The sequence below is a fragment of the Bacillus lumedeiriae genome (genome assembly GCF_044891285.1).
Classification (GTDB): Bacteria; Bacillota; Bacilli; order Bacillales; family Domibacillaceae; genus Pseudobacillus; species Pseudobacillus lumedeiriae.
This window is the reverse complement of record NZ_JAUIYO010000001.1, coordinates 77,615-100,876: the sequence shown is the minus strand read 5'-3', so window position 1 is coordinate 100,876 and position 23,262 is coordinate 77,615. Positions and strand designations below refer to the sequence as shown.

The following is a 23,262-nucleotide window of genomic DNA, read 5'->3' as shown; positions in this document are numbered from 1 at the left end:
GGGCTGCATCCACACGGCTTTAATTAAAAGTACAGCCGATCGATCACCGACAAATAAGGAATGAGCGGTTGAAAACCTTTCGGAATTAAAAAGCCGGTGTTTTCGATTTCTGTTTTCGTAATCGATTTCCGGCCGCCTTGTTCCATCCTGTCCCAATAATCAAACAGCTGGCATGCAGGAAGATAAAATACTTCCTCTGTCAAGGCGAAACGGATAATGACGAAGCTGATGCCATTTTGTTCTTCCACTTTTCTCATATGGATAATTTGATGTTCGTGAAAGTTTTTCAGTGGAAATGCAGTGGCGCTTCTCGTTTCTTTCGCCTCAAAATCGACATATCTTCCGCGGTATACGCCGTTGTAGTCGGTAGTAGAGGCTTGTTGGAAGTAAGCTTCTTTAATGACGGCTGCGCTTCTTTTAGGATAATCCACTTGAACGATTTGCACGGGGGTTGGCTTTTTATGAATCACCGCTAATCCTCGCTCAAGATAGAAGATGTTCGTGTCATTCAAATCTTTTTCAAGTGTCATCCCTCTATTGCTGTAGCTGTTTTGCAGCGCTGGTTTCTTACTAGCCGCCCCAGTTGCAGCCGGGACATACTTTTTTCCATTGGGATATTTTATTGCCATTGCATACACCTCACAAGATACTACATATCATAACAGAAAAAATTATACATGGGGTAAGAAAATAGGCTGATTTTTGGCCTTCCCGTTTAATGAAAATAGGAGCAGTTTTTATCCTGCTTGTACAGTTATGCGGCTTGCCCGGCCGATATAACTATGATGCTTCTTTATTATAACCTTTTCTGGCGAGCGCTGCATTTAATAGAATCCCACAATCATACAATGGATGAAGGCGTTGTCGAATAGAGAGAAATTTTTGTCTGGCCTCTTCTTTCTTTGCCGAATGCAACCTAGTTTTGTCAAGTGAGAAGGAGTTCTTGAAAGGTAAAGAGAAATGAAGCTACAAGAGATTAAGACGAGCCGGTAGAACGTTAAGGAATAAAAACATAAAGGAGTGGGATGTATGACGAGAGAAGAAGTGCTTCGTACATTGAACGAAATTGAGGAGAAAGTGGATCAAATCGAAAAGGTACTGAAGAAAAGAGTTACCGTTATGCATAAAGCTCACTATTCCCGACTTGCGAAAAAGAAAGAAGCGGTGATTACGCGTATGGGGCTGCTCGAAGAGGGTGCTGAATTTTTATTGTCTGCTGCTCCTTCCTATAAAATGGTCCAATCGTTTAAAGTAACGTGTGAGCCGGTTTAATTAGCAGTGTCTTGAAGATTAATGGAAACAAATATACAATATGTGGAGCGACAGGTAAGAGAATGAGAAGGGAAATGAAAGATGACGACACTTCAAGAGCTGACGGAAGAGCTGTTAAACATAGTGAACGATGCTAACGAGCGCTACCATATAGCGAGAGAGACAAAAGAAAAAGGAGATTTCTATACAGAAGTAAAACCATTTTCTGACAAAGCCCGCCTATTGACAGAGGCGTGGGAGAAGGAAATCACCAGCTGTTTTCAAACCACTTGTTTTAAGCATATTCATGGTCCGCAAGTAAAGGCGGTCGTGGAAAACATCGAAATGATTTCTGTACAGGCATTTTTTCCGGAAACGAGTTATACTCGTTTTCGAAATTATGTGGAATCAACTTTGTTTGTTTTAAAGCAATTGTTAAAAGAATTGATATAACTATCACTCTTCCCGGCCGGCCAGCATAACATGTTATAACCAATGTTGTGGGAGGGAAGAAGATGAACCCGTGGGATCCAGTGTATCCTTATCCTGGATATTATCCATATCATTCGCCGGCTGCCTACCCTGGTCACACAGCGTCGCCAGCTGGGTACCCCGGCTACACCGTTTCTCCACCTAGGTACTCCCAGCTTTCCGGGGATTTGTGGAATCATCCGCTTTATCAAATGCAAATGCCGCAAGGACCGTACCAGATGTACCCATCTGCTTCTTCTGCATCGCAAAATGCTCCTGCATCTAAAAGCGGCAGCCAGCTTTTGCTGCAGTCTTTTAAAAACAAAGATGGTACATTTGACATTGGCAAAGCAGTCGATACAGCGGGAATGATGGTGAATACCGTGTCCCAGCTTTCGAATGTAGTGAGCGGGATCGTAAAAACCTTTAAAGCATAGGTGTCAGCCTATGTTTTTTTCTTGTGCTGCAAATGATATGTCTTTTTTATGCCGCTATTCTTTTATGATAGGGTATGTTCATGACTAGTGTTGATTTTTCCCCTTTGGTGATTGGAGCGGAAATCAACAGGCACGTATGAATAAAGATCATTGGTCTTTTAAATGGATCGTTCCTTCGCTAGAATGAAAGAGAGGTGAGGGCATGTTATCTAGCAAAAAAACGTTAAAAGAAGCCATCGACTGGCTGCGGCAGGAAGAAGCCGTTCGTTCTAATATTATTCATTGGCAGACGATACCTGAAAAAGAAGCAAATACAGTTTCGCTGCCGGCTGATCTTTCACCCAAACTAGCGGAAGCTTTGAAAAACAGGGGAGTTAAACAACTATATACACATCAATTGTCCGCGTATGAGGCAGCCCGAAATCATCAAAGTTTCGTAGCGGTTACACCGACAGCATCTGGAAAAACACTTTGTTACAATTTGCCTGTGCTCCAGTCGGTGATTGAAAATGAGGAAGCGAGAGCCCTTTATTTATTTCCGACAAAAGCGCTCGCTCAGGATCAAAAAAGTGAAATCAACGAATTGATTGGGGAAATGGGTCTTCCGATCACGAGCTATACGTATGATGGAGACACCTCAGCAAATATCCGTCAAAAAGTAAGAAAAGCCGGGCAAATCGTTCTTACAAATCCGGATATGCTGCATTCAGCCATTTTGCCTCATCATACGAAATGGGTATCATTATTTGAAAATTTAAAGTACATCGTTATTGATGAGCTTCACATATATAGAGGGGTATTCGGCAGTCATGTGGCGAACGTTCTGCGCCGTCTGCAGCGAATTTGCCATTACTATGGAAGTGATCCTGTTTTTATTTGTACGTCAGCAACGATCGCCAATCCGCTGGAACTTGCTGAATCATTAACAGGCAAAGAAATGGCGTTAATAGATAATAACGGGGCACCCGCCGGCAGAAAGCATTTTGTATTTTATAACCCGCCGATTGTGAATAAGCCGCTCAATATTCGCCGAAGTGCTGTGCTGGAAGTCCGCCGGCTTGCCGGAGAAATGTTGAAAAGTAAAATACAAACGATCGTGTTTGCGAGAAGCCGGGTGCGGGTAGAGATTATTTTGACGTATTTGCAAGAACTTGTGAAAAATGAATTAGGGCCGAAATCGATCAGAGGGTACCGAGGAGGGTACTTGCCTTCGCAGCGCCGGGAAATTGAAAAAGGTTTGAGAAACGGTGACATTTATGGAGTAGTCAGCACAAATGCATTAGAACTTGGAGTAGATATCGGCCAGCTCCAAGTTTGTGTGATGACTGGTTATCCGGGAACCATTGCCAGTGCCTGGCAGCAAGCGGGAAGAGCTGGCCGCCGTCATGGCGAGTCACTTGTCATTATGGTTGCAAGCTCTGATCCGCTTGATCAATTTATCATTGACCACCCTGATTATTTCTTTAAGCGGACACCAGAAACAGCCCGCATTAACCCAGATAACCTCGTTATTTTAGTAGATCATCTAAAATGTGCCGCTTATGAGCTTCCGTTTAAGCATGGGGAACGGTTTGGCGGAATAGAGATTGAAGATGTGCTTGAGTTCTTAACGGAGGAAAGAGTGCTTCACGAGAACAATGGGCAATGGTTTTGGATGAACGATTCATTTCCTGCTCACAATATTAGTTTGCGGTCCGCTTCACAAGAAAATGTGGTCATTATCGATATTTCTGTCACAGGAAGTCATCATGTCATTGGGGAAATGGATACATTCAGTGCGATGACATTGCTGCATGAAGAAGCAATTTATTTGCATCAAGGAATACAGTATCAAGTAGAAAAGCTTGATTGGGAAGAGAAAAAAGCATATGTAAGAGAAGTAGATGTTGACTATTTTACAGATGCCAATTTAGCTGTTCAGCTGCAAGTGCTGGAGGAAGATAAAAGACGAGATAAAGATTATGCTGTTTTTTCATACGGAGATGTCGCTGTTCATGCCATGGCTACGATCTTTAAAAAGATCAAATTTGATACGCATGAAAATATTGGATCGGGCCCGATTCATCTTCCGGAGGTGGAGCTGCATACGAATGCTGTGTGGATGTCGCTGCATGATGAATTGAGAAATGTCTCACAGGAACGTCTGGAAAATGGTTTAATCGGTGCCGTTCATTCTTTAAAAGCGATCATTCCTTTATTTGCTATGTGTGATCCAAAGGATATTCATATCGTTCCCCAAGTAAAGGCCAGCCACAATGAAAAGCCGACTATTTTTATTTATGATCATTATCCAGGCGGCGTTGGGCTGAGCGAACAAGTCTTCAGTCAATTGGAAGAAATTTTAAAGAGGGCCGCTGAACTGATTCGCGAGTGTTCTTGTCCAAGCGGCTGTCCTTCCTGCATTGGGACAGAGGCTGTTTTTGATTCTGCCAAAGAGGACGCATACCGTCTGCTTGAGATGTTTTCAATGTTAGGAGAGAAATAAAGTGGGGTTATCTAAGAAGCTTCAACGGATGAAACATCATATTATACGGGAAGACACAGAAAAAGGGACAATTGAAAAAAAAACATTACAACAGATCGACCTGCCCTATAGAGAAGAGTGGGAAAAGGCTGGAGTGCACACGTATGTTCTTGGCGGCCAATTCTGTCTAATCCGTGAAGTACGGTATCCACTTTCTTTGAAACATGGCAAGTATCAGCTTTCCGAAATCAAAAAAGCGGTGAAAAAGTGGAATGAATGGGAAGGAGTGCATCCATTATCTGCAAAAGGAATGGAAGCATCGGATTTATTTTTCTTTGACACGGAAACAACTGGACTCGGAGGGGGAGCAGGAAACACTATTTTTTTACTTGGCTATGCAAGAGTGCTGGATGAAGAAATCGTTTTGCGCCAGCACTTTTTGCCCGCACCGGGAAATGAAGTTGCTCTATATTCGAGCTTTCTCGAAAGAGTGGACTATACAACACTTGTCACATATAACGGAAAGTCTTTCGACTGGCCGCAAGTGAAAACACGCCATACCCTCGTTCGTGAACACGTTCCGAAGCTGCCGAGCTTTGGACATTTTGATTTGTATCATGCATCGAGAAGATTGTGGAAGCATTCGATGGAATCTGTGAAGCTCGTAAACGTAGAAAAGGAGAAGCTGGATATTCATCGGATGGAAGACATCCCAGGCTATTTAGCGCCGATGATTTATTTTGATTTCGTCGAAAGAAAGCATCCAGAGGGAATAGTAAAGGTCATGCAGCACAATGAAAGGGATATTTTAACACTCATTACCCTTTATACGCATATTAGCTTTCACCTTTTACAAGAAGAAAAGGAAAGGACTAGCGGTGAGAGGTTAGAAGTAGCCAAGTGGTTTGAAGCGGTTGGAGAAAAAAAACGGTCGGCCGAAGCCTATGAAAAACTAATTGAAGAGCAGCAAAAAGATGTGGAAATAGCGGCTAGTCATGCATTGGCTTTTCATTTAAAGAAAGAAAAAAAGTGGGATAAAGCGCTTGCTCTGTGGCAAAATGTATGTGAAAAAGGAACGATGAGGGAGAGAATCGAAGCGCATATTGAGCTGAGTAAATATTATGAGCACAAAGAAAAGCATTATGTTCAGTCGCTGCATCATGCAAAGGCAGCCGGCTCTCTCTGCAGCCTAGAAAATAAGCGGCTCATAGAAAGTATCGATCAACGAAAAAAACGATTAGAAAAGAAAATAAAACGATGAAACAAACTTGTTGCTTTATTGTAAAAAACGACATTTTTTTGTTAATCTCGCCAAAATAATTTCTGTTTGTTTATTGTTTATTAGGACGAAAGACGGTAGAATGTAGAATAGTGAAGAAAAATAAGAGAAAACAATTATGAGGTGGATTGAAAGTGTATCGCGCGTTATTCGTATTATTTTTCGTATTTGTCGGCCTAACAGCTTTTCTAATGACTAATTTAAAAGACAGTTTTTACGGCTTAATGTAAAATAGGTGTTTGTCCTAGTACATGTTCCTCCTTCTTGCATAGAATATTCTATACAGCAGAAAGGGAAAGGGGGAACAGAATTATGCATTGTCATCGACCAAAAGTATTGCCGGCGGTGGTTCATCCGCCTATGTGCTGTGAGCATCACACATTCCAACAATTTATTGTTCCACATATTCATCCAACACATATAGCCAACATTAACCATCAAATGTACGAACACCAGCATTACTTCCCACAAACTCAATCTTTTGCTCAAAATGTCCATCATCAACAGCAATTTTGTGGGAGACGCCCTCGTCGGCCATTTGGCTTTTAATTGAGGAAAGCAGGGGGAACCTCCCCTTGCTTTAGCTTGTAGACAAAGTCTATATAAATATCATCCTCAGACCGATTGAAAGTGTTCACCATGTAAATTGTGAAGCTGGTTAGGATCGAAGTGACTGGAAGATCATAGGCAGCGCAGAAAACGAGCGTGTTGAAGTAAGGGGGGGAGCCTCTTGCTTTTTTATTGCTTTAAGGGAGGTGGCTTTGTGTCCGTTTGGACAGTAACTGGGTACAAGCCATATGAGCTTGGGATTTTTAAAAAAGACGACCAGGCGGTCATTTATATAAAAAAAGCGTTAGAAAATGAACTGCGCAGACTGCTTGAAGAAGGACTGGAATGGCTGTTGATCAGCGGCCAGCTCGGTGTGGAATGTTGGGCAGCGGAAGTCATGCTTCAATTAAAGGAAGAATATCCACAGGTCAAGCTTGCTGTACTCACCCCATTTCTCAATCAACACGAAAATTGGAACGAAGATAATCAGCATAATTATGAAGTATTACTAGCAAAAGCAGATTTTGTAGATTCGGTATCTAAGCTGCCTTATACAAGCCCAGCGCAGTTCCGGAATAAAAATCAACTGTTTTTACATAAATCTGCCGGATTGCTAGTTATTTATGATGAAGAACATCCAGGTTCTCCTAAGTATTTATGGAATATGGCCCGCTCGTTTCAACAGAACCAAGCCTTTGAAATCCGCCAAATCACGTTTGCTGATTTACAATTTGTTGCAGAAGAGGAACATTCAAAGGAAATAGACTGGCAATAAACGTTGAATGGATTGACAAATCAGCCTGTTTTTGAAAAAATAAACGAAACAGGGTTTGGAATATATTGAGGTGATGACGGGAATGTTATCTAGTAAAGTAAGATTAACAGCAAAGGATATTTTGGAAAAGGATTTTAAAACATCCATGAGAGGGTATAACCCAGATGACGTAGATCAATTTCTTGATTTAATTATTAAGGATTATGAAGTGTTCCATCAAGCAATTGAAGAGCTTCAACAGGAAAACCTTCGTTTGAAAAAGCAAAGCGAAGTCACCATGCGCCGCTCTCAACCGGCTCCGGCTCCGCAGCCTGCTTCTGGATCTACGAACTTCGATATCCTTAAGCGCTTATCGAATCTTGAGCGGCATGTGTTTGGAGATAAGCTGTATAATGAGTGATTTTTTAAGTAAGTTAAACACAGGCTCTTGATTTGTCTGGCGTTTTCTACTATAATGATTCAGGTGATAATAATAGCGTTCGGGTAATCGCTGCAGCTGTCTGGCTGCAGAGGAAAGTCCATGCTCACACGGTGCTGAGATGCCCGTAGTGTTCGTGCCTAGCGAAGACATAAGCTAGGGCAGTTCGGCTCCGGCTGGATTGACGGCAGGGAAAATGCCTAAGTCCTTAGGATATGGCATGAATACCTTGAAAGTGCCACAGTGACGTAGCTTTATAAGAAATTATAAAGGTGGAACGAGGTAAACCCCGCGAGTGAGCAACCCAAATTTAGGTAGGGGCACCTTCTTTAAGGAAATGAACGATAAGAAGGGCGAATGTATAAGAACATTCGGAGATAGATGATTACCGCCGGAGTACAAGATCATCCCTGATCGCTTGCAGTACGATGGTACAGAACATGGCTTACAGAACGCTATTACGGGATATATATGAAAGCTCTCCTTTATGGAGAGCTTTCATATTATAGACAACATATATTTTAGATACTCTCAGGCTGATTGAAAACGTTTGTCTTTCAAGGCGCGAAGCCTGACGAGGAGCGGAGTGACCAGGAGGGTCATGAGCACCGCAGGCAGGTGAGCAACGAAGAAAGCGAGCGTTTGTCAACAGCCTGAAAGCTCTCCTTTATGGAGAGCTTTTGTTCTATACGGATACATACTTCATAAGTGCAGGTGATGAAATGTCAACATATACATTAATAGCTACGGCCGCTATGGGTTTAGAAGCGATCGTTGCAAACGAAGTGAAAAATCTTGGTTATGAATGTCACACGGAAAATGGAAAAGTTATTTTTCAAGGGGACGAATCAGCTATTGCCCGCTGTAATTTATGGCTGCGGACAGCTGATCGTCTAAAGATTGTTGTTGGAGAGTTTAAAGCGACCACCTTTGATCAATTATTTGAGGCAACCAAGGCGCTGCCGTGGGAAAGGTATTTGCCAGAGGATGCGGAGTTTCCGGTTCAGGGAAAATCAGTAAAATCGACTTTATTCAGCGTATCTGACTGCCAGGCAATCGTAAAAAAGGCGATTGTGGAACGATTGAAAAGCAAGTATAAGATTCAGACGTGGCTGCAGGAGACAGGCCCTTTATTTAAAATCGAAGTAGCCTTATTAAAGGATCGTGCGACACTGACGATTGATACGAGCGGAGCCGGTTTACATAAACGGGGGTACCGTATTGCGCAAGGTGGTGCGCCATTGAAAGAAACACTGGCAGCAGCTCTCGTTCAGCTGACGAATTGGCATCCTGATCGCCCATTTTTTGACCCATTTTGCGGTTCGGGTACGATCCCGATCGAAGCGGCCTTAATTGGTCAAAACATTGCACCGGGTTTTAACCGGGAATTTGTTTCGGAAGCATGGCCTTGGATCGAAGAGGACGTGTGGGAAAATGCGAGAATTGAAGCAGAAGACGTCGCGAATTACGATCAGCCACTCGACATTACAGGAAGCGATATTGATCATCGGATGGTGGACATTTCCCGTAAAAATGCGTTTGAAGCGGGTTTGGCTGATTTGATCGAGTTTAAACAAATGAATGTATCCGACTTTACTGCTTCTAAGGAATATGGAGTCATCGTTGGAAACCCTCCATATGGGGAGCGGCTTGGCGACCGGCCTGAAGTGGAGAAAATGTATCAGAACATGGGCCGGGCATTTGCGGAGCATGACACGTGGTCTGTTTATATGCTGACGTCACATGAAGGATTTGAAGAGTTCTACGGTAAAAAGGCGACAAAAAAACGCAAACTGTTCAATGGCTTTATTCGGACAGACTATTACCAGTATTGGGGAAAACGTCCGCCTAGAAAAGATTGATGTAGTACGGGTTTAAAGGCTCTCAAACATGGTGGTCAAAAATTCACTGGATTATCTTTAACTTGACCAGATTACTTTTCCAATGAAAAATCATTGGGAGGAAGATGGACATGTGATTGAAATCCGCTATTCAAGAGTTCTTGGACGACAGAAATGACAAAAACTTATCAAGCTGCACTTTGAAGATGTACCGTCAAAATTTAGGGCTGTTCTTAGATTACTGTACATTAAAAGGGCAGGAATTTATGTGTATCGATAGTAATATAAAACATGAGTTTTCCTTCACACCTTCATTTTCGATCTATGTTACTTGTGAATCAGAAGCTGCAATTGACCATCCCTATCAAAAATCGAGTGATGCGGGGGAGCCCTCATGCGGATTGGGGACTATGGTTTCAGTCGGAAATTTGGTTGGCTAGTTGATCGTTTCGGTGTGTCATGGCAGCTTGATTTACCTAACTAATATACATAAGAACATCTGTTTCTTTGTGGGGAATCAGCTTTCACTACCTGTAGGTTATTGTTCCACCCTCATAAAAGAAAAAAAGCAGGATACATCATGGGCAAACATCGGATTTATACAACCAGTTTTGCAAGTGTTTACCCCCATTATGTGACAAAGGGGGAGAAAAAGAACGTACGAAAGATGAGGCAGATGAAATGATCCGTTGGCTGACAGGATTTAGCCAAGAAGAGTTAGAAGCACCAATGGATAACGAGACAGACTTTGAAACGTTCTTTACGGAAGCTCCCCAAATAATCCTTCACGGGGTCTAATCAAATGTGTAATCTGCAGAGTCGGAGTGGAAGACATCGAAGAACCTACTATACAGGGAATTCGCTGCTTGGACAAGCTAATCGATGAGTTAGCAAAAGGAAAAGCAATGGAGAAGGTTTTGCGTGTTAAATAAAGAAAAGCGAAGAAACACCGATTTATGTAAATAGAAGAACAGATGCAGACATTCAAACTAGCAGCAGATAAATCCTAGCCATCTGGATATCTTCTTATTAAATAAACAAATTAAATTCTTTTTTGGAGGTAATTATTGATGTCGCAGCATAACATTAGCCCAGAACAAATTGAAAATGAACAAATATACAAGGAAATGGGGTTAACAGACGAAGAGTATCAACTAGTAAAAGATCTATTAAAACGTCATCCGAATTACACGGAAACAGGCATTTTCTCTGCCATGTGGTCGGAGCACTGCAGCTACAAATCATCGAAATCATTACTTAAAAGGTTCCCAACGAAAGGAAGTCATGTTTTACAAGGACCTGGTGAAGGTGCTGGGGTTGTTGATATTGGTGATAATCAAGCAGTTGTTTTTAAAATTGAAAGTCATAATAGTCCGTCTTTTGTCGAGCCATTTGAAGGTTCAGCAACAGGTGTTGGCGGGATTATGCGTGATGTCTTTTCAATGGGAGCAAAACCAATTGCAGCCATGAATTCATTACGTTTTGGCAATCTAGATAATGACCATACTAAACTGTTATTTTCTGAGGTTGTACGTGGCATTGCGAGCTATGGCAATGTGATCGATGTTCCAACTGTTGGCGGCGAGATACAATTTGATGAGCAATATGAAGAAAATCCATTAGTCAATGCGATGGTTGTTGGGCTTGTTCATCATGACGATGTGCAAAAGGGTGTTGCCGCTGGTGTAGGTAATGTAGTTATTTATGCTGGTGGGGATACCGGAAAAGACGGAGTTGGTGGTGCATCGTTTTCTTCAGATGTTGTCGAAGGTGGAAAAGAAGAGAATACATCTGCAGTCGCAATCGGAAATCCATATATCGGTAAAAAATTAATGAATGCATGCTTGGAAGTCATTCAGTCGGATGCATTAGTTGGCATTCAAGATATGGGTGCGGCAGGATTAACATCATCTGCGAGTGAAATGGCAGCTAAAGCAGGTACGGGAATTGAGATGAATCTTGACCTTGTCCCACAGCGGGAAGAAGGTATGAATGCTTATGAAATTATGCTGTCTGAATCACAGGAGCGGATGTTATTAGTCGCGAAAAAAGGTCAGGAGCAGGAAATTCTTGATATTTTTGCGAAATATGAGGTAGATGCGGCAGTTATCGGCGAGGTTATTCAGGAAAAAACCTTCCGTATTAAGCATCATGATGAGGTTGTCGCAGATATTCCTGTCAATATTTTAGCTGATGATGCGCCTGTCTATCATTTACCATCAAAAGAAGCGTCATACTATCAAGAATTTCAAGCGATTGAAAATGAAGTTCCAGCAGTAGACGATCATCAAGCGATGTTAAGACAGCTCTTACAGCAGCCGACAATTGCAAGCAAGGAATGGGCATACAAGCAATATAATGCTGAGGCGCAAGGAAACACCATTGTTGGTCCTGGATCTGATGCAGCAATCGTGAAAATCGATGGAACGGATAAAGCAATTGCGATTACGACGGACTGTAATTCTCGTTATATTTATTTAGATCCAAAAGTTGGCGGGCAAATTGCCGTCGCTGAAGCAGCACGTAATCTTGTTTGTTCTGGTGCAAAACCACTTGCAATTACAGATGGCTTGAACTATGGCAACCCAAACAATCCAGAAGTATTTTGGCAAATGGAAGCGAGCATTGATGGGATCAGCGAGGCATGTCTTGCACTTCAGACACCAGTTATTAGCGGTAATGTTTCCTTATATAATCAATCAAAAGACGAAGCGATTCTTCCAACACCAATCATTGGTATGGTCGGACTAATCGAAAATACAAAACATGTGACACCGAGCCATTTCCAGAATAATGGTGACCTTGTTTATTTAATTGGTGAAACGTTCCCTGAATTCGGCGGCAGTGAACTGCAAAATATAATTGCTGGAAAATATTCAGGAAAAGCGCCAGTCATTGATTTACAAGTTGAAACGAACCGTCAAAACTTACTTTCGACTGCAATTAAAGAAGGTCTTGTAGTATCTGCACATGATTTATCTGAAGGCGGACTTGCTGTTGCCTTAGCTGAGAGTTTATTTAAGGGACAAGGCTTAGGTGTTGAAGTTAGCTTAATTGGTGACGCAACGGTAGCGTTATTTAGTGAATCACAATCAAGATTTTTAGTAACTGTAAAAGCAGAAAACAAAGAACAATTTGAAAATTTATGGACAGAAGCAAGCCAAATCGGCTCGGTAACTAACCATGGGAAATTGATTGTATCTGTAAACGGTGAACATGTAATTGAGGATACTGTTGATGAACTTCACAAACTTTGGAGTGAAGCGATTCCTGGGTTAGTAGCATCTAAATAAATTTGTTCTAGAATATCTAAATAAGAATGAAAGTGAATGTGTTAAATAACCTTTTGGTAGAACACGGCACCTTTGTGAAGGGGCCGTGTTCTACCTATAAATTTGCAAAAAAGAGGACGGTATTATATTTGGAATTTGGAAACATGAAAAGGCAAAGGAGTCCCAAAGCATATTATCGTATGTTGAGAATGAAATTGAGACTATCATTAAATCAATAGTAAATAAAGCTTTCCGAAGTGAACTTGGAACAAATGATACAAACGAAGAAAATGCAATTGAATTGCTAAAAAATACTACAAGAACATAAGTAATTGGTGAAAGGTTAATCTGGTCAACATTCTTAATAATTTGCTTTAAACCCAATTCCACGGCAAGAAAGCGACAAAAAAGCGAACGCTGTTTAACGGCTTTATCCGAACGGATTATTACCAATACTGGGGCAAGCGCCCGCCGAGAACGAACGATTAAGTGAACGAACATTTTACAGGACGATTGTAGAAAAATTGCGAATATTTGTTACAATGGGGATAAGCGTAAAAATATACTGGGATTGTAGACAAAGTGCAGGTCCACTGAAAATGTTTGTCCTTCAAGGCGCGGGACCGGGTGAAGAGCGGAGTGACCAGAGGGAATACCGCAGACAAGCGGACAACGAAGAAAGTGAGCGTTTGTCAACGGTCTGGAAAGATCCTTTTGCTTTGTTAGCGATCAATAATAGGAGGGCAATGAAGTGATCGGAAATATTACTTCTGATGCGAATTGGTTTCAGTTATGGGGAATAGGTTATTTTATATTTTTGCTATTATTGTCTGTTCTGTACGCAAAAGCAGCTTCTTCTGGCAAGTATACATTTAAAACAATGCAGCGCATGTCTTTTTATTTCGGCTTGTTTTTGTTTTATCTGTTTGTTGGCAGCCCGTTTGCTGTCATCGCTGCGGAAGATTTATTCAGTGCCCATGTGGTCGAGCTGATGGTCATGCTATTCGTCGTGCCGCCCCTTTGTGTCTTAGGTTTACCTAGGGAGTTTTTGCGGTCGTTCTTTTGGTCTTATCGAATGCGATTTGCTTTAAAGCTGTTTACTCATCCTTGGGTAACAGCGCTGTTATTTAACTTATTATTGTCGGTTTATCTTGTTCCGTCCATTTTTAACTATGTGCAAAAACATACATTTCTTTTAGGACTGCTCCAGTTTTTGCTGCTGGGAGCTGCTTTTTTAATGTGGTGGACTATCATTTCACCGCTGCCAGAAATCAACCGCTTGTCGGAATCCATACGGGTCATGTATGTGTTTGTGGCATCCATTTTATTGATGCCGATTGGGATTTTTCTGCTCGTTGCTGACAGCCCGTTTTATGAAATGTATATGAAGGGACAGCAGCTAATGCCTAACTTAACCGCTCTCCAAGACCAGCAGCTGGCGGGTGGTATGCTAAAGGCGATTCAGCTAGGCTCTTATGGCATCGCTCTCTTCCTGCTTATTTCCAAATGGGCGAAAAAAGAAGAAGAACCAGATGATCATGTCCCCTGCTATCCGGGACAAGCTATGAATTATCCGATAAAGAAATAAAAAGGAGCATGCTGCCCAAAAGCTGGTTATTCATCCGCTTTTAGGCAGCTCTCTTTTCTTTTCTCCTCTTTTTGGAAAAAATGGCGAATAATGATTAAAAAAGTATACAAAATGTTCGTTATTAGGATTGTCTTTCTTTCTTATACTGATATAATATGAATACAATAAAACTTAACATTCGCTCATATAATCGCGGGGATACGGCCCGCCAGTTTCTACCGAATGACCGTAAATCATTTGACTATGAGTGAGCAGTGGAATGGCAGTCTTTCTTTCTGTCTTCTTCAACCCAAAGGGCATTGCTTCACTCTGTACTGAGGAATGGAATGATCTTTGGGATTTTTTTGTCTCAAAGATCGATTAAAAAGAGGGAGGACACGAAATGAAAAGCTTGCAAGATAAGATTGTGAAAGAAGGAAATGTACTTTCAGATGAGGTGTTGAAAGTAGATTCTTTTTTAAATCATCAAATTGATCCTAAATTAATGAAAGAGGTCGGGGAAGAATTTGCCCGCCGTTTTGCAGGTGAAAAGATCACAAAAATTTTAACGCTTGAATCAAGCGGAATTGCTCCGAGCGTGATGGCAGGTCTCGTACTAGATGTACCGGTTATTTTTGCAAGAAAGCGGAAATCACTGACGTTAACGCAAAACTTATATACAGCGGATGTATACTCCTTTACGAAGCAGGAAACGAATCCGATTGCTGTGTCACAAACCTTTTTAACGAATGAAGATCATTTGTTAATTATTGATGATTTCCTTGCTAATGGACAAGCTGCTTTAGGGTTGTTAGATATTGCTGAACAAGCAGGAGCAACGGTAGCAGGAATCGGAATTGTTATTGAAAAAGCATTCCAAGATGGAGGCAAATTATTGCGTGAGAAGAACGTGAGAGTAGAGTCTCTCGCGATGGTGCAATCGCTTGAAGGCGGCAAGGTCACATTTAAGGAAGGAGCTCTCTCATGAAATCCTCTGTTCTAAAAACAGCTTCATTAGGGATGCAGCACGTACTGGCGATGTATGCCGGAGCGGTGATTATCCCGCTGATCGTCGGCGGAGCGATGGGATTAACAGGAGAGCAGCTGACCTATTTAGTATCGATTGATATTTTCATGTGTGGTGTCGCTACGTTCTTGCAAGTATGGAAAGGCCGTTTTATTGGAATCGGCTTACCGGTCGTGTTAGGCTGCACATTTACGGCAGTCGGCCCGATGATTGCTATCGGGGGAGCACATGGACTCCAGGCGATTTATGGTGCTACGTTAGCTGCTGGGGTATTTGTATTATTGATCTCTTCCTTTTTCAGCCGTCTCGTGCGCTTTTTTCCACCGGTTGTGACGGGCTCTGTCGTAACGATCATTGGATTGACGTTAATTCCGGTAGCAATGAATAATATGGCAGGCGGACAAGGAAGTCCTGATTTCGGATCATCATCGAATATTATTCTCGCATTTACTACTTTATTGATCATTATTGCGTTGTTCCGTTTCTTTACAGGCTTTATTCGTTCCGTTGCCGTACTAATTGGTCTGCTTGCCGGCACAGTAATTGCAATTTTTATGGGGAAAGTAGATTTTTCTCCAGTGGTGGATGCTTCTCTTTTTCATATGGTGAAACCATTTTACTTTGGACTGCCAACATTTGAATGGACATCTATTATTACGATGATCCTCGTTGCTGTTGTCAGCCTTGTCGAATCGACTGGCGTGTATTTCGCCGTTTCCGATATTTGTGATGAAAAGGTGGAGGAAAAAGACTTAGCAAAAGGTTATCGGGCAGAAGGGATGGCTTATGCACTTGGAGCCATTTTCAACTCTTTTCCTTATACGGCTTTCTCGCAAAATGTCGGGCTGATGCAATTGTCAGGTGTGAAATCAAAAGTAGTGATCTATTACACAGCCGGCTTTTTAGCGATTCTCGGGCTGCTTCCAAAAATTGGCGCATTCACAACGATTATTCCTGCATCCGTGCTCGGCGGCGCGATGGTGGCGATGTTTGGTATGGTGGTGGCACAAGGAATGAAAATGCTGAGCCGTGCAGATATGTCGTCTCAAGAAAACTTATTAATCATTGCCTGCTCCGTAGGTATGGGGCTTGGAGTAACGGTCGTTCCAGATTTATTTGCCGGAATGCCGGAAAGCCTGCAAATTTTAACGAGCAACGGAATTGTAGCTGGAAGCTTCACAGCTATTATCTTAAATATTTTGTTTAATGAGATTGGAAGTAAGAATAAGAAAGTTGTTACATTAGCCGAATCAAAAGTTTCGTAAAAATTTTGAGAAAATAAATGTCGTAACGTCATCCCCATTTCTTTACTACAAAGAGATGGGGGTGGCGTTTTTTGTGTGTAAATAAATGATGGATGAAATGACAAGGATAAAATAAATTGGAAATGAACGGCGTTTTGTCACATACATTTTTAAAAGGCTGGGTAACTGTTGTTGATTGGAGTAGAAAACGGATGACCCCAGTGGAAATCAACAAGGGCGTTTAATAAAGCTTTTTATAAAAAACAGAAAAAATAAAAAAGTGGTATTGAAAATCATTATCGTCCATGCTAATATGTAATTGAGGATGATAACAATTATCAACTTATGAAAAAATGACTAAACAAAAAGGATGGTGCTTTGCATGGTTTGGATGTTTGTGGCGGCGACAGTTGTAGTATACGGGGGCGTAATGAAATACGTAACAGACCATGTAGGTAAGCCGCAAGTACCTCATAACTAATCCTAAATAATGAATCGAATAGTGAACTGAAAGAAGGCATAGACAGCCTTCTTTTTTTCGTGTGGGAAAGTTGGCGAAAATCGTTTACAATAAGAGAAATACGATTTAGGCTGTAAATATAAGAAGAAAGATCATGCACATAAGGAGACTTACACAATGTCAGTAGTAACTGTACAACCATCAATTACACAAATGATTTCTAAAACGGTCGGTCTGTTTGAACTGTTTCAGAAGGCCGGTGACGCAGAGCGTGCCAGAAAAGCGGAATTATTTTTGAAAAAGCTGCACGATGAAGAGTTTATCGTGGCTTTTTGCGGTCATTTTTCCGCGGGAAAATCCACGATGATCAATGCCTTAACAGGTGAAGCACTACTGCCGTCAAGCCCGATTCCAACGAGCGCGAACCTCGTGAAAATTCATGGTGCTTCGGAAGACTTTGCCAAGGTATATTATAGAGACAAACAGCCGCTTCTCTTTAAGGCGCCTTACAACTTTGAGAAAGTGAAAGAGTTTTGTAAAAATGGAGAAGAAGTCGAATCGATTGAAATCGGCCATAGCGAATCGAATCTGCCGCCGGAAGTGACGGTCATGGATACGCCAGGGGTAGACTCTACCGATGATGCCCATCGAATTTCAACAGAATCGGCTCTGCACCTAGCTGATATGGTTTTTTATGTTATGGATTATAACCATGTTCAATCAGAATTAAACTTCATCTACACGAAGGATTTGCTCGCTCACGGTGTAAAACTGTACTTGATTATCAACCAGATCGATAAGCATCGGGATGAGGAACTGTCCTTTGATGAATTTAAACAATCTGTTTTTGACTCTTTTTCAGCTTGGGGAGTCCATCCGGAACGCTTCTTCTTTACAAGCTTGAAGAAACCAGATCTCTCCGCGAATGACTTTGACGAAGTGAAGCAGCTCATCCATCAAAGTATGACAGATAGAGAAGAACTTGCTTTCCGTTCCGCTGAGACGATGATGAACAAGCTGGCAGCTGAACATTTGAATTGGCTGGAAGATGAGCAGACGGAAACGAAGGCAAAGCTTCTGGACATACTCGGCGACGATTGGGAAACACAAGAAATTGTTTCTAAAGAGCAGGAAATGAAAGCACAGCTCGATCAGCGTGATACGGCCGTTCTCGTGAAACAAATGGAAGACAGCCGGGACAAAGTGCTCGACAACGCCTATTTAATGCCGGCCTCGACACGGGATTTGGCGAGAGAATATTTAGAAGCTGTACAGCCGGGGTTCAAAGTAGGGTTATTGTTCAGTAAAAAGAAAACAGAAGAAGAGCGGCAGCGGCGTCTCGAACGCTTTGCGGCAGACCTAACGGAAAAAGCGAAAACGCAGCTCGAATGGCATTTGCGACAGCAATTAAGCAGCTGGCTTAAATCAACTGGCCTCACGAATGACAAGCTGCAGTTAGCTGCGGAAGAACTTGTCGTGCAGGTAGATGAATCACTCATCACGGAAACAGTAAAACCGGGTGCGATGGCAACGGGTGACTATGTGTTAACGTATAGTGATGATGTAGCCGCTCGATTAAAGAAACGTGCACGTATGATCACCGATTCGGTAAAAGAAGAAGCGGCGGAAGAGATGGCTAAACAATTCGCTGCGGAAAAACAGGAGCTGCATGCCCGATGGCTGATTTGGCATGAGAAGCTGACAGCTGTTCAAAAACTGGAATCATTAGATGAAGCCGTCAAAGGTCAGCGCCAGACTATTACTCATTTACTGGATGAAGAAAACAGCACGATGCCTTCTCGATATGAAGCATTCGTCAAACAATGGAATGAGCAGTTAAATGACGTCATGATATACGATGAACAGATGGCTCTGTCAGCTATCCAAGAAACAGAGGAAAAGCGCAGTGAAACACTAGAAAGTCTGGATCAAACACCGCAAGAGCCAACGGCAGGTGCAGCGGAAACGGCAGACCGTTTAAAACAAATGAGTCAGAAGCTGGACGGAATTCCTGGGTTTACTCGTTTTATTGACGGACTGAAGCAAAAAGCCGCTCGTCTGGAGCAAAGAAAATATACGATTGCGCTGTTTGGTGCATTTAGTGCAGGGAAATCCTCTTTCGCGAATGCAATGCTCGGGGAAAAGGTGCTTCCAGTATCACCGAACCCGACGACAGCGGCCGTGAATCGTATTCATCCGCCTGATGAAACACATGAGCATAGAACAGCAGCTGTCCATTTAAAAACGGAAGCACAAATGCTTATCGATTTACAGCAATCACTGCAATTCTTTAATCGCACGGTAGAGTCTCTGCAAAGTGCCAGTGTGATGATCCCAGAGTTATTGCAAAAAAATGAAGGGGAAGGCCGTGAAAAAATTCACTTATCCTTTTTGAAAGCTTTCTATGAAGGCTACAGTGAGTACAGCGGATTGCTCGGTCAAACATTAACAGTCGATTTGCCAGCGTTCCAAGGTTTCGTTGCGAATGAAAAGCAAAGCTGTTTCGTCGAGTCAATTGATTTGTATTATGATTGTGAATTTACACGTCAAGGTGTCACACTCGTTGATACGCCGGGGGCGGATTCCATCAATGCAAGACATACAGGTGTTGCATTTGAATACATTAAAAATTCGGATGCCATCTTGTTTGTGACATATTATAACCATGCTTTCTCAAAAGCAGACCGCGAGTTTTTAATTCAGCTCGGCCGGGTGAAAGATGCCTTTGAGCTGGATAAAATGTTTTTTATCGTCAATGCGATTGATTTGGCAAGCAGTGAGGAAGAAGTCGATGAAGTCATTGGCTATGTGAAAGACCAGCTTCTTCAGTACGGTATTCGCTTTCCGCGTATTCACGGTGTATCCAGTCTGCAGGCTATTCAAGAAATAGAGAGGGGAGAATTAGATCACCCTCACTCCAACTTGCAGCCGTTTAAACAGGCATTTCATCAGTTTTTAGAAGGTGATTTAGCACAGATGGCCGTGCAGTCGGCGGAAGCTGAATGGGAGCGTGGCTTAGAGCAGCTGCGTCAGCTGATTGCAACAGCGAAAGAAAACCGTGACAATCGAGAGCAGAAAAAAGCTGAACTCCAAAGCCAGCTTGGGCAAATCAATGACCATTTGAAAAATGAAACGGTTCAATTAATAGAAAAGAGACTAATCCAGGAGATGGATGAGCTCGTCTTTTATTTAAAACAGCGTGTCTTTTATCGCTTTTCTGATTTCTTTAAAGAATCGTTCAATCCAGCAACACTAAGCAGCAGCCGTCCATCTAAAACAGCCCTTCATGAAGCGATGAAAGAGCTGCTTGAGGCTGTCGGTTATGACTTGGCGCAAGAAATGAGAGCGACGAGTCTTCGGTCTGAAAAACAGGCACATAAGCTGTTGGCAGAAAAATATGCGGCGATCCAGCTTAACTATCAAGCGATTCAGCCGCAGCTGCAATTTTCAGTGATTGAATGGTCTTCCAAAGAAACACCTGAATTCCCTGCCGCTTTTCAAGAAATAGCACCAGAGGCGTTTAGTGAAGCGCTGGCTATATTCAAAAATGCGAAGTCATTCTTTGAGAAAAATGAAAAACAGCTCATGCAAGACGCTCTGCATGACCAGCTGTCTGAGCTGGCTGATCAATATTTAGCGGGAGAGAAAGAAAAACTGCGGAACTGGGCGCTGGAAGAAGCAGCGGACGGCATGGCTGGTATGAAAGATACGGTGTCTTCCGATATTCAAGAACAGTTTAATGCATGGCTGCAAGTGCTGGATGCAGCAGAAAATATTGAACAATGGGAGCGCACATTCGTTGAGCTTCAACGAGCGTAAACAAGAAATCATCCGCCGCTTTCACGTTTGTGCTACGTGCCGTTATTTTCAGCCGGTAAAACAGGAAACAGGCATGCGCTACGATTGTTCCCGGCTGAAATATGAAACGAAGCCCACTTATCAATTTCATTGCTGGAATCCGAAAGATCACGTCGTTACACTGCTGAAAAAGAAAATAGAACAAGCAAAAAAAGTCGATGACGAGTAAAAGGAGAGAGAATTGTGGAGTATATTCGTTCGATTGCCTGGCTTTCGGAACATTTACATGATCCGAATGTTTGTATCGTAGACTGCCGTTTTCAATTAACAGATCCTGCTGCCGGTGAAAAGGAATATAAAGAAGGGCACATCCCAGGGGCATTTTATGCTCATTTAGATCGTGACTTGTCAGGTGAAAAAGGGGTGCACGGCGGAAGGCATCCATTTCCTGAACTGCAGGAGCTGCGCAAGATTGCCGAATCTTATGGAATCACGGACGACACCATCGTCATTGCTTATGATCATGGGGAAGCGATGTTTGCCGGCCGTTTCTGGTGGCTCCTGTCCTATATAGGCCACAAGCATGTCTACATTCTTGATGGGGGTTTTTCCGAATGGAAAAAGCAGGGGCTTCCTGTTTCGAGTGATAGTCCATCCCCGAGAAACGGACATTTATCGGTAAATGTGCAGCATGGTTGGACTGCTTCGATCGAGGATGTGAAGAAAGCGGCTCTTGAAAACGATGGAACCATTCTCATTGACTCGCGTGCACCCGAACGGTACGCGGGAATATTGGAACCGCTTGACCGGGTGCCGGGGCACATCCCTACGGCAGTCAATTACTTTTTCCAAGAGGGATTAAATGGCACCCATTGGAAAGGCGAAGAGGCGCAAAAGGAACGATTTAAAACATTAGACAGGGATCAGCCGGTCATTGTTTATTGCGGATCAGGTGTATCAGCGACGCCAAATATTATCGCCCTCAAACAAGCTGGTTTTCAGCATGTCCGCCTTTACGGGGGAAGCTACAGTGACTGGTCATCTTATGAAGAACTGCCTGTAGAAAAGAAAGACCATTGATCGACAAGCCGTTTCGTTGAAAACAACGGACGGCTTTTTTCTATGTTTTTGCTTAATCACAGCAAGAATAATGCTAAAATAATAGAGAGGTGAAAACATGAACAAACGTGAACACTTGCTGCTCGTAGACGGTATGGCTTTGCTTTTTCGTGCTTTTTTTGCTACGGCAGTAAGCGGCCAATTTATGGTGAATTCGAAAGGAATGCCGACCAATGGTGTTCAAGGGTTTATGAAGCATTTATTAATGGCGGTCGAGCATGTCAAACCAACTCATGCAGCGGTATGCTGGGATATGGGCAGCCAAACATTTCGAAATGAATTATTTTCAGACTACAAATCTAATCGGCAGGCGCCTCCTATCGAGCTCATTCCGCAATTTGATTTAGCTAAAGAAGTAGCTGACGCTTTTTTATTGCCTAATATCGGTGTGGAAGGGTTTGAAGCAGATGACTGTATCGGCACCATTGCTAAACAAGAACATAAAGAGAGGCAAGTAACTATTTTAAGCGGGGACAGGGATTTATTGCAGCTGCTCGATCAAAACATTGAAGTTATGCTGCTGCAAAAAGGATTTGGGAATTATTTGACGTATACAACAGAGAACTTTTTCGATGAATTTGCGATTACGCCGAGTCAATTTATTGATGTAAAAGCGTTAATGGGCGATTCAAGTGATGGGTATCCGGGTGTGAAAGGGATTGGCGAGAAAACAGCATTTAAGCTTGTGAGGGAATATGGCACGGTTGACAGCATTATGGCCAATCTTAAACAGCTTACCCCGTCACAGCAGAAGAAAATTGTGGAAGGAACCGACATGCTACGGCTGTCACAGCAGCTGGCAGAAATTGATTGTTATGTACCTCTTACATGGAATGTGAACGAAGCGATATGGGAAGGAATTGTCAGTCAGGCAGAACAGACGGTGGAGGAATTGGAACTAAACGTACTGCGGCGACATTTAGTACAAATGAAAGCGGCAGCTGATGTAAATAGATCTGATCCGTTTGCATAACTTCTAAGGTGGGAACGAAAGTGGAGAAAGAACAAACCTTGGCCGATTATTTACTTGAGTTGGAAGGAAAAGGTTTCAGGTTTTCAGATGATACGATCTCGTTTATTTATTTTGGGAAAAGGTCTACCGAGGCAGCCGATTCTTTAGTAATTACGGCTGTAGACATTACATTAAAAGTACAAAGGGAATTTGATGGCAGTTTTTTCTTATCTTTATTGGAATGGTTTAAAGAAAAGGGGATAGGAGATCAGCAGGCGGCTATGCGGTTTGCCCGCTCGGCTGGTTTGTTAGAATAAAAGCAGAGCTGTCTCAGAGAT

General features: G+C 42.4%; 20 protein-coding genes, 1 other RNA gene, 3 pseudogenes and 1 riboswitch. Of the genes and pseudogenes, 23 read left to right on the top strand and 1 reads right to left on the bottom strand.

What is annotated here, in order from left to right; all coding sequences use genetic code 11:
• Positions 1 to 23: 23 nt before the first annotated feature.
• A complete protein-coding gene (gene recU, locus QYG89_RS00535) occupies positions 24 to 629 on the bottom strand; it encodes a Holliday junction resolvase RecU (protein ID WP_404313680.1) in 606 nt (201 codons plus the stop codon).
• 400 nt (positions 630 to 1,029) lie between these two features.
• Between recU and QYG89_RS00530 the strand changes: the two genes are divergently transcribed.
• The 23 genes and pseudogenes from QYG89_RS00530 (at position 1,030) to QYG89_RS00420 (ending at position 23,241) form a co-directional block, all read left to right on the top strand.
• Positions 1,030 to 1,272 carry a hypothetical protein gene (locus QYG89_RS00530; RefSeq protein WP_404313679.1) on the top strand — a complete coding sequence of 81 codons (243 nt, stop codon included), beginning with the start codon at positions 1,030 to 1,032 and terminating at the stop codon, positions 1,270 to 1,272.
• An 81-nt stretch (positions 1,273 to 1,353) separates the two neighbouring features.
• A complete protein-coding gene (locus QYG89_RS00525; protein ID WP_404313678.1) occupies positions 1,354 to 1,704 on the top strand; it encodes a DUF1798 family protein in 351 nt (116 codons plus the stop codon).
• 62 nt (positions 1,705 to 1,766) lie between these two features.
• Positions 1,767 to 2,159, top strand: coding sequence for a YppG family protein (locus tag QYG89_RS00520; protein ID WP_404313677.1), 393 nt, complete (start codon positions 1,767 to 1,769; stop codon positions 2,157 to 2,159).
• 202 nt (positions 2,160 to 2,361) lie between these two features.
• On the top strand, positions 2,362 to 4,644 hold the full coding sequence (locus QYG89_RS00515; RefSeq protein ID WP_404313676.1) for a DEAD/DEAH box helicase: 2,283 nt from the start codon (positions 2,362 to 2,364) through the stop codon (positions 4,642 to 4,644).
• 1 nt (position 4,645) lies between these two features.
• Positions 4,646 to 5,884 (top strand): ribonuclease H-like domain-containing protein, encoded by a 1,239-nt coding sequence (locus QYG89_RS00510; protein ID WP_404313675.1) that lies wholly within the window; start codon positions 4,646 to 4,648, stop codon positions 5,882 to 5,884.
• A gap of 330 nt (positions 5,885 to 6,214) precedes the next feature.
• Complete coding sequence (locus QYG89_RS00505; protein WP_404313674.1) at positions 6,215 to 6,451, top strand: CotD family spore coat protein; 237 nt, start codon at positions 6,215 to 6,217, stop codon at positions 6,449 to 6,451.
• Between the two features lie 214 nt (positions 6,452 to 6,665).
• A complete protein-coding gene (locus QYG89_RS00500; protein ID WP_404313673.1) occupies positions 6,666 to 7,226 on the top strand; it encodes a DUF1273 domain-containing protein in 561 nt (186 codons plus the stop codon).
• A gap of 82 nt (positions 7,227 to 7,308) precedes the next feature.
• Positions 7,309 to 7,626 carry a cell division regulator GpsB gene (gene gpsB / locus QYG89_RS00495; protein ID WP_404313672.1) on the top strand — a complete coding sequence of 106 codons (318 nt, stop codon included), beginning with the start codon at positions 7,309 to 7,311 and terminating at the stop codon, positions 7,624 to 7,626.
• Between the two features lie 75 nt (positions 7,627 to 7,701).
• Positions 7,702 to 8,097: RNase P RNA component class B (rnpB, locus tag QYG89_RS00490), an RNA gene on the top strand.
• A 269-nt stretch (positions 8,098 to 8,366) separates the two neighbouring features.
• Positions 8,367 to 9,506, top strand: a complete 1,140-nt coding sequence (locus QYG89_RS00485; protein WP_404313671.1) for a THUMP domain-containing class I SAM-dependent RNA methyltransferase — start codon at positions 8,367 to 8,369, stop codon at positions 9,504 to 9,506.
• A 224-nt stretch (positions 9,507 to 9,730) separates the two neighbouring features.
• Positions 9,731 to 9,969, top strand: a pseudogene (locus QYG89_RS00480) (VOC family protein); the annotation flags it as partial.
• Between the two features lie 96 nt (positions 9,970 to 10,065).
• Positions 10,066 to 10,417 (top strand): annotated as a pseudogene (locus tag QYG89_RS00475) (DUF2200 domain-containing protein).
• Between the two features lie 138 nt (positions 10,418 to 10,555).
• Complete coding sequence (gene purL / locus QYG89_RS00470; RefSeq protein ID WP_404313670.1) at positions 10,556 to 12,778, top strand: phosphoribosylformylglycinamidine synthase subunit PurL; 2,223 nt, start codon at positions 10,556 to 10,558, stop codon at positions 12,776 to 12,778.
• Between the two features lie 366 nt (positions 12,779 to 13,144).
• Positions 13,145 to 13,246 (top strand): annotated as a pseudogene (locus QYG89_RS00465) (hypothetical protein); the annotation flags it as partial.
• A gap of 110 nt (positions 13,247 to 13,356) precedes the next feature.
• Complete coding sequence (locus tag QYG89_RS00460; protein ID WP_404313669.1) at positions 13,357 to 13,512, top strand: hypothetical protein; 156 nt, start codon at positions 13,357 to 13,359, stop codon at positions 13,510 to 13,512.
• A complete protein-coding gene (locus QYG89_RS00455; RefSeq protein ID WP_404313668.1) occupies positions 13,509 to 14,345 on the top strand; it encodes a cytochrome c oxidase assembly protein in 837 nt (278 codons plus the stop codon). Before QYG89_RS00460 ends, QYG89_RS00455 begins: the two co-directional genes overlap by 4 nt.
• Positions 14,346 to 14,507: 162 nt before the next feature.
• Positions 14,508 to 14,609, top strand: a riboswitch (purine riboswitch).
• Positions 14,610 to 14,727: 118 nt separating this feature from the next.
• Complete coding sequence (locus QYG89_RS00450) at positions 14,728 to 15,312, top strand: xanthine phosphoribosyltransferase (RefSeq protein WP_404313667.1); 585 nt, start codon at positions 14,728 to 14,730, stop codon at positions 15,310 to 15,312.
• A complete protein-coding gene (locus QYG89_RS00445) occupies positions 15,309 to 16,616 on the top strand; it encodes a nucleobase:cation symporter-2 family protein (protein WP_404313666.1) in 1,308 nt (435 codons plus the stop codon). Before QYG89_RS00450 ends, QYG89_RS00445 begins: the two co-directional genes overlap by 4 nt.
• Positions 16,617 to 17,232: 616 nt before the next feature.
• Positions 17,233 to 20,874: a dynamin family protein gene (locus QYG89_RS00440; RefSeq protein WP_404313665.1), complete on the top strand. Its 3,642-nt coding sequence runs from the start codon at positions 17,233 to 17,235 to the stop codon at positions 20,872 to 20,874.
• Entirely contained in the window at positions 20,855 to 21,082 is a 228-nt protein-coding gene (locus QYG89_RS00435; protein ID WP_404313664.1) for a hypothetical protein, read from the top strand. Before QYG89_RS00440 ends, QYG89_RS00435 begins: the two co-directional genes overlap by 20 nt.
• 14 nt (positions 21,083 to 21,096) lie before the next feature.
• Complete coding sequence (locus QYG89_RS00430) at positions 21,097 to 21,933, top strand: sulfurtransferase (protein WP_404313663.1); 837 nt, start codon at positions 21,097 to 21,099, stop codon at positions 21,931 to 21,933.
• Positions 21,934 to 22,030: 97 nt separating this feature from the next.
• Positions 22,031 to 22,945 carry a 5'-3' exonuclease gene (locus QYG89_RS00425; RefSeq protein WP_404313661.1) on the top strand — a complete coding sequence of 305 codons (915 nt, stop codon included), beginning with the start codon at positions 22,031 to 22,033 and terminating at the stop codon, positions 22,943 to 22,945.
• A 20-nt stretch (positions 22,946 to 22,965) separates the two neighbouring features.
• Complete coding sequence (locus QYG89_RS00420) at positions 22,966 to 23,241, top strand: DUF6123 family protein (RefSeq protein ID WP_404313660.1); 276 nt, start codon at positions 22,966 to 22,968, stop codon at positions 23,239 to 23,241.
• Positions 23,242 to 23,262 lie beyond the last annotated feature (21 nt).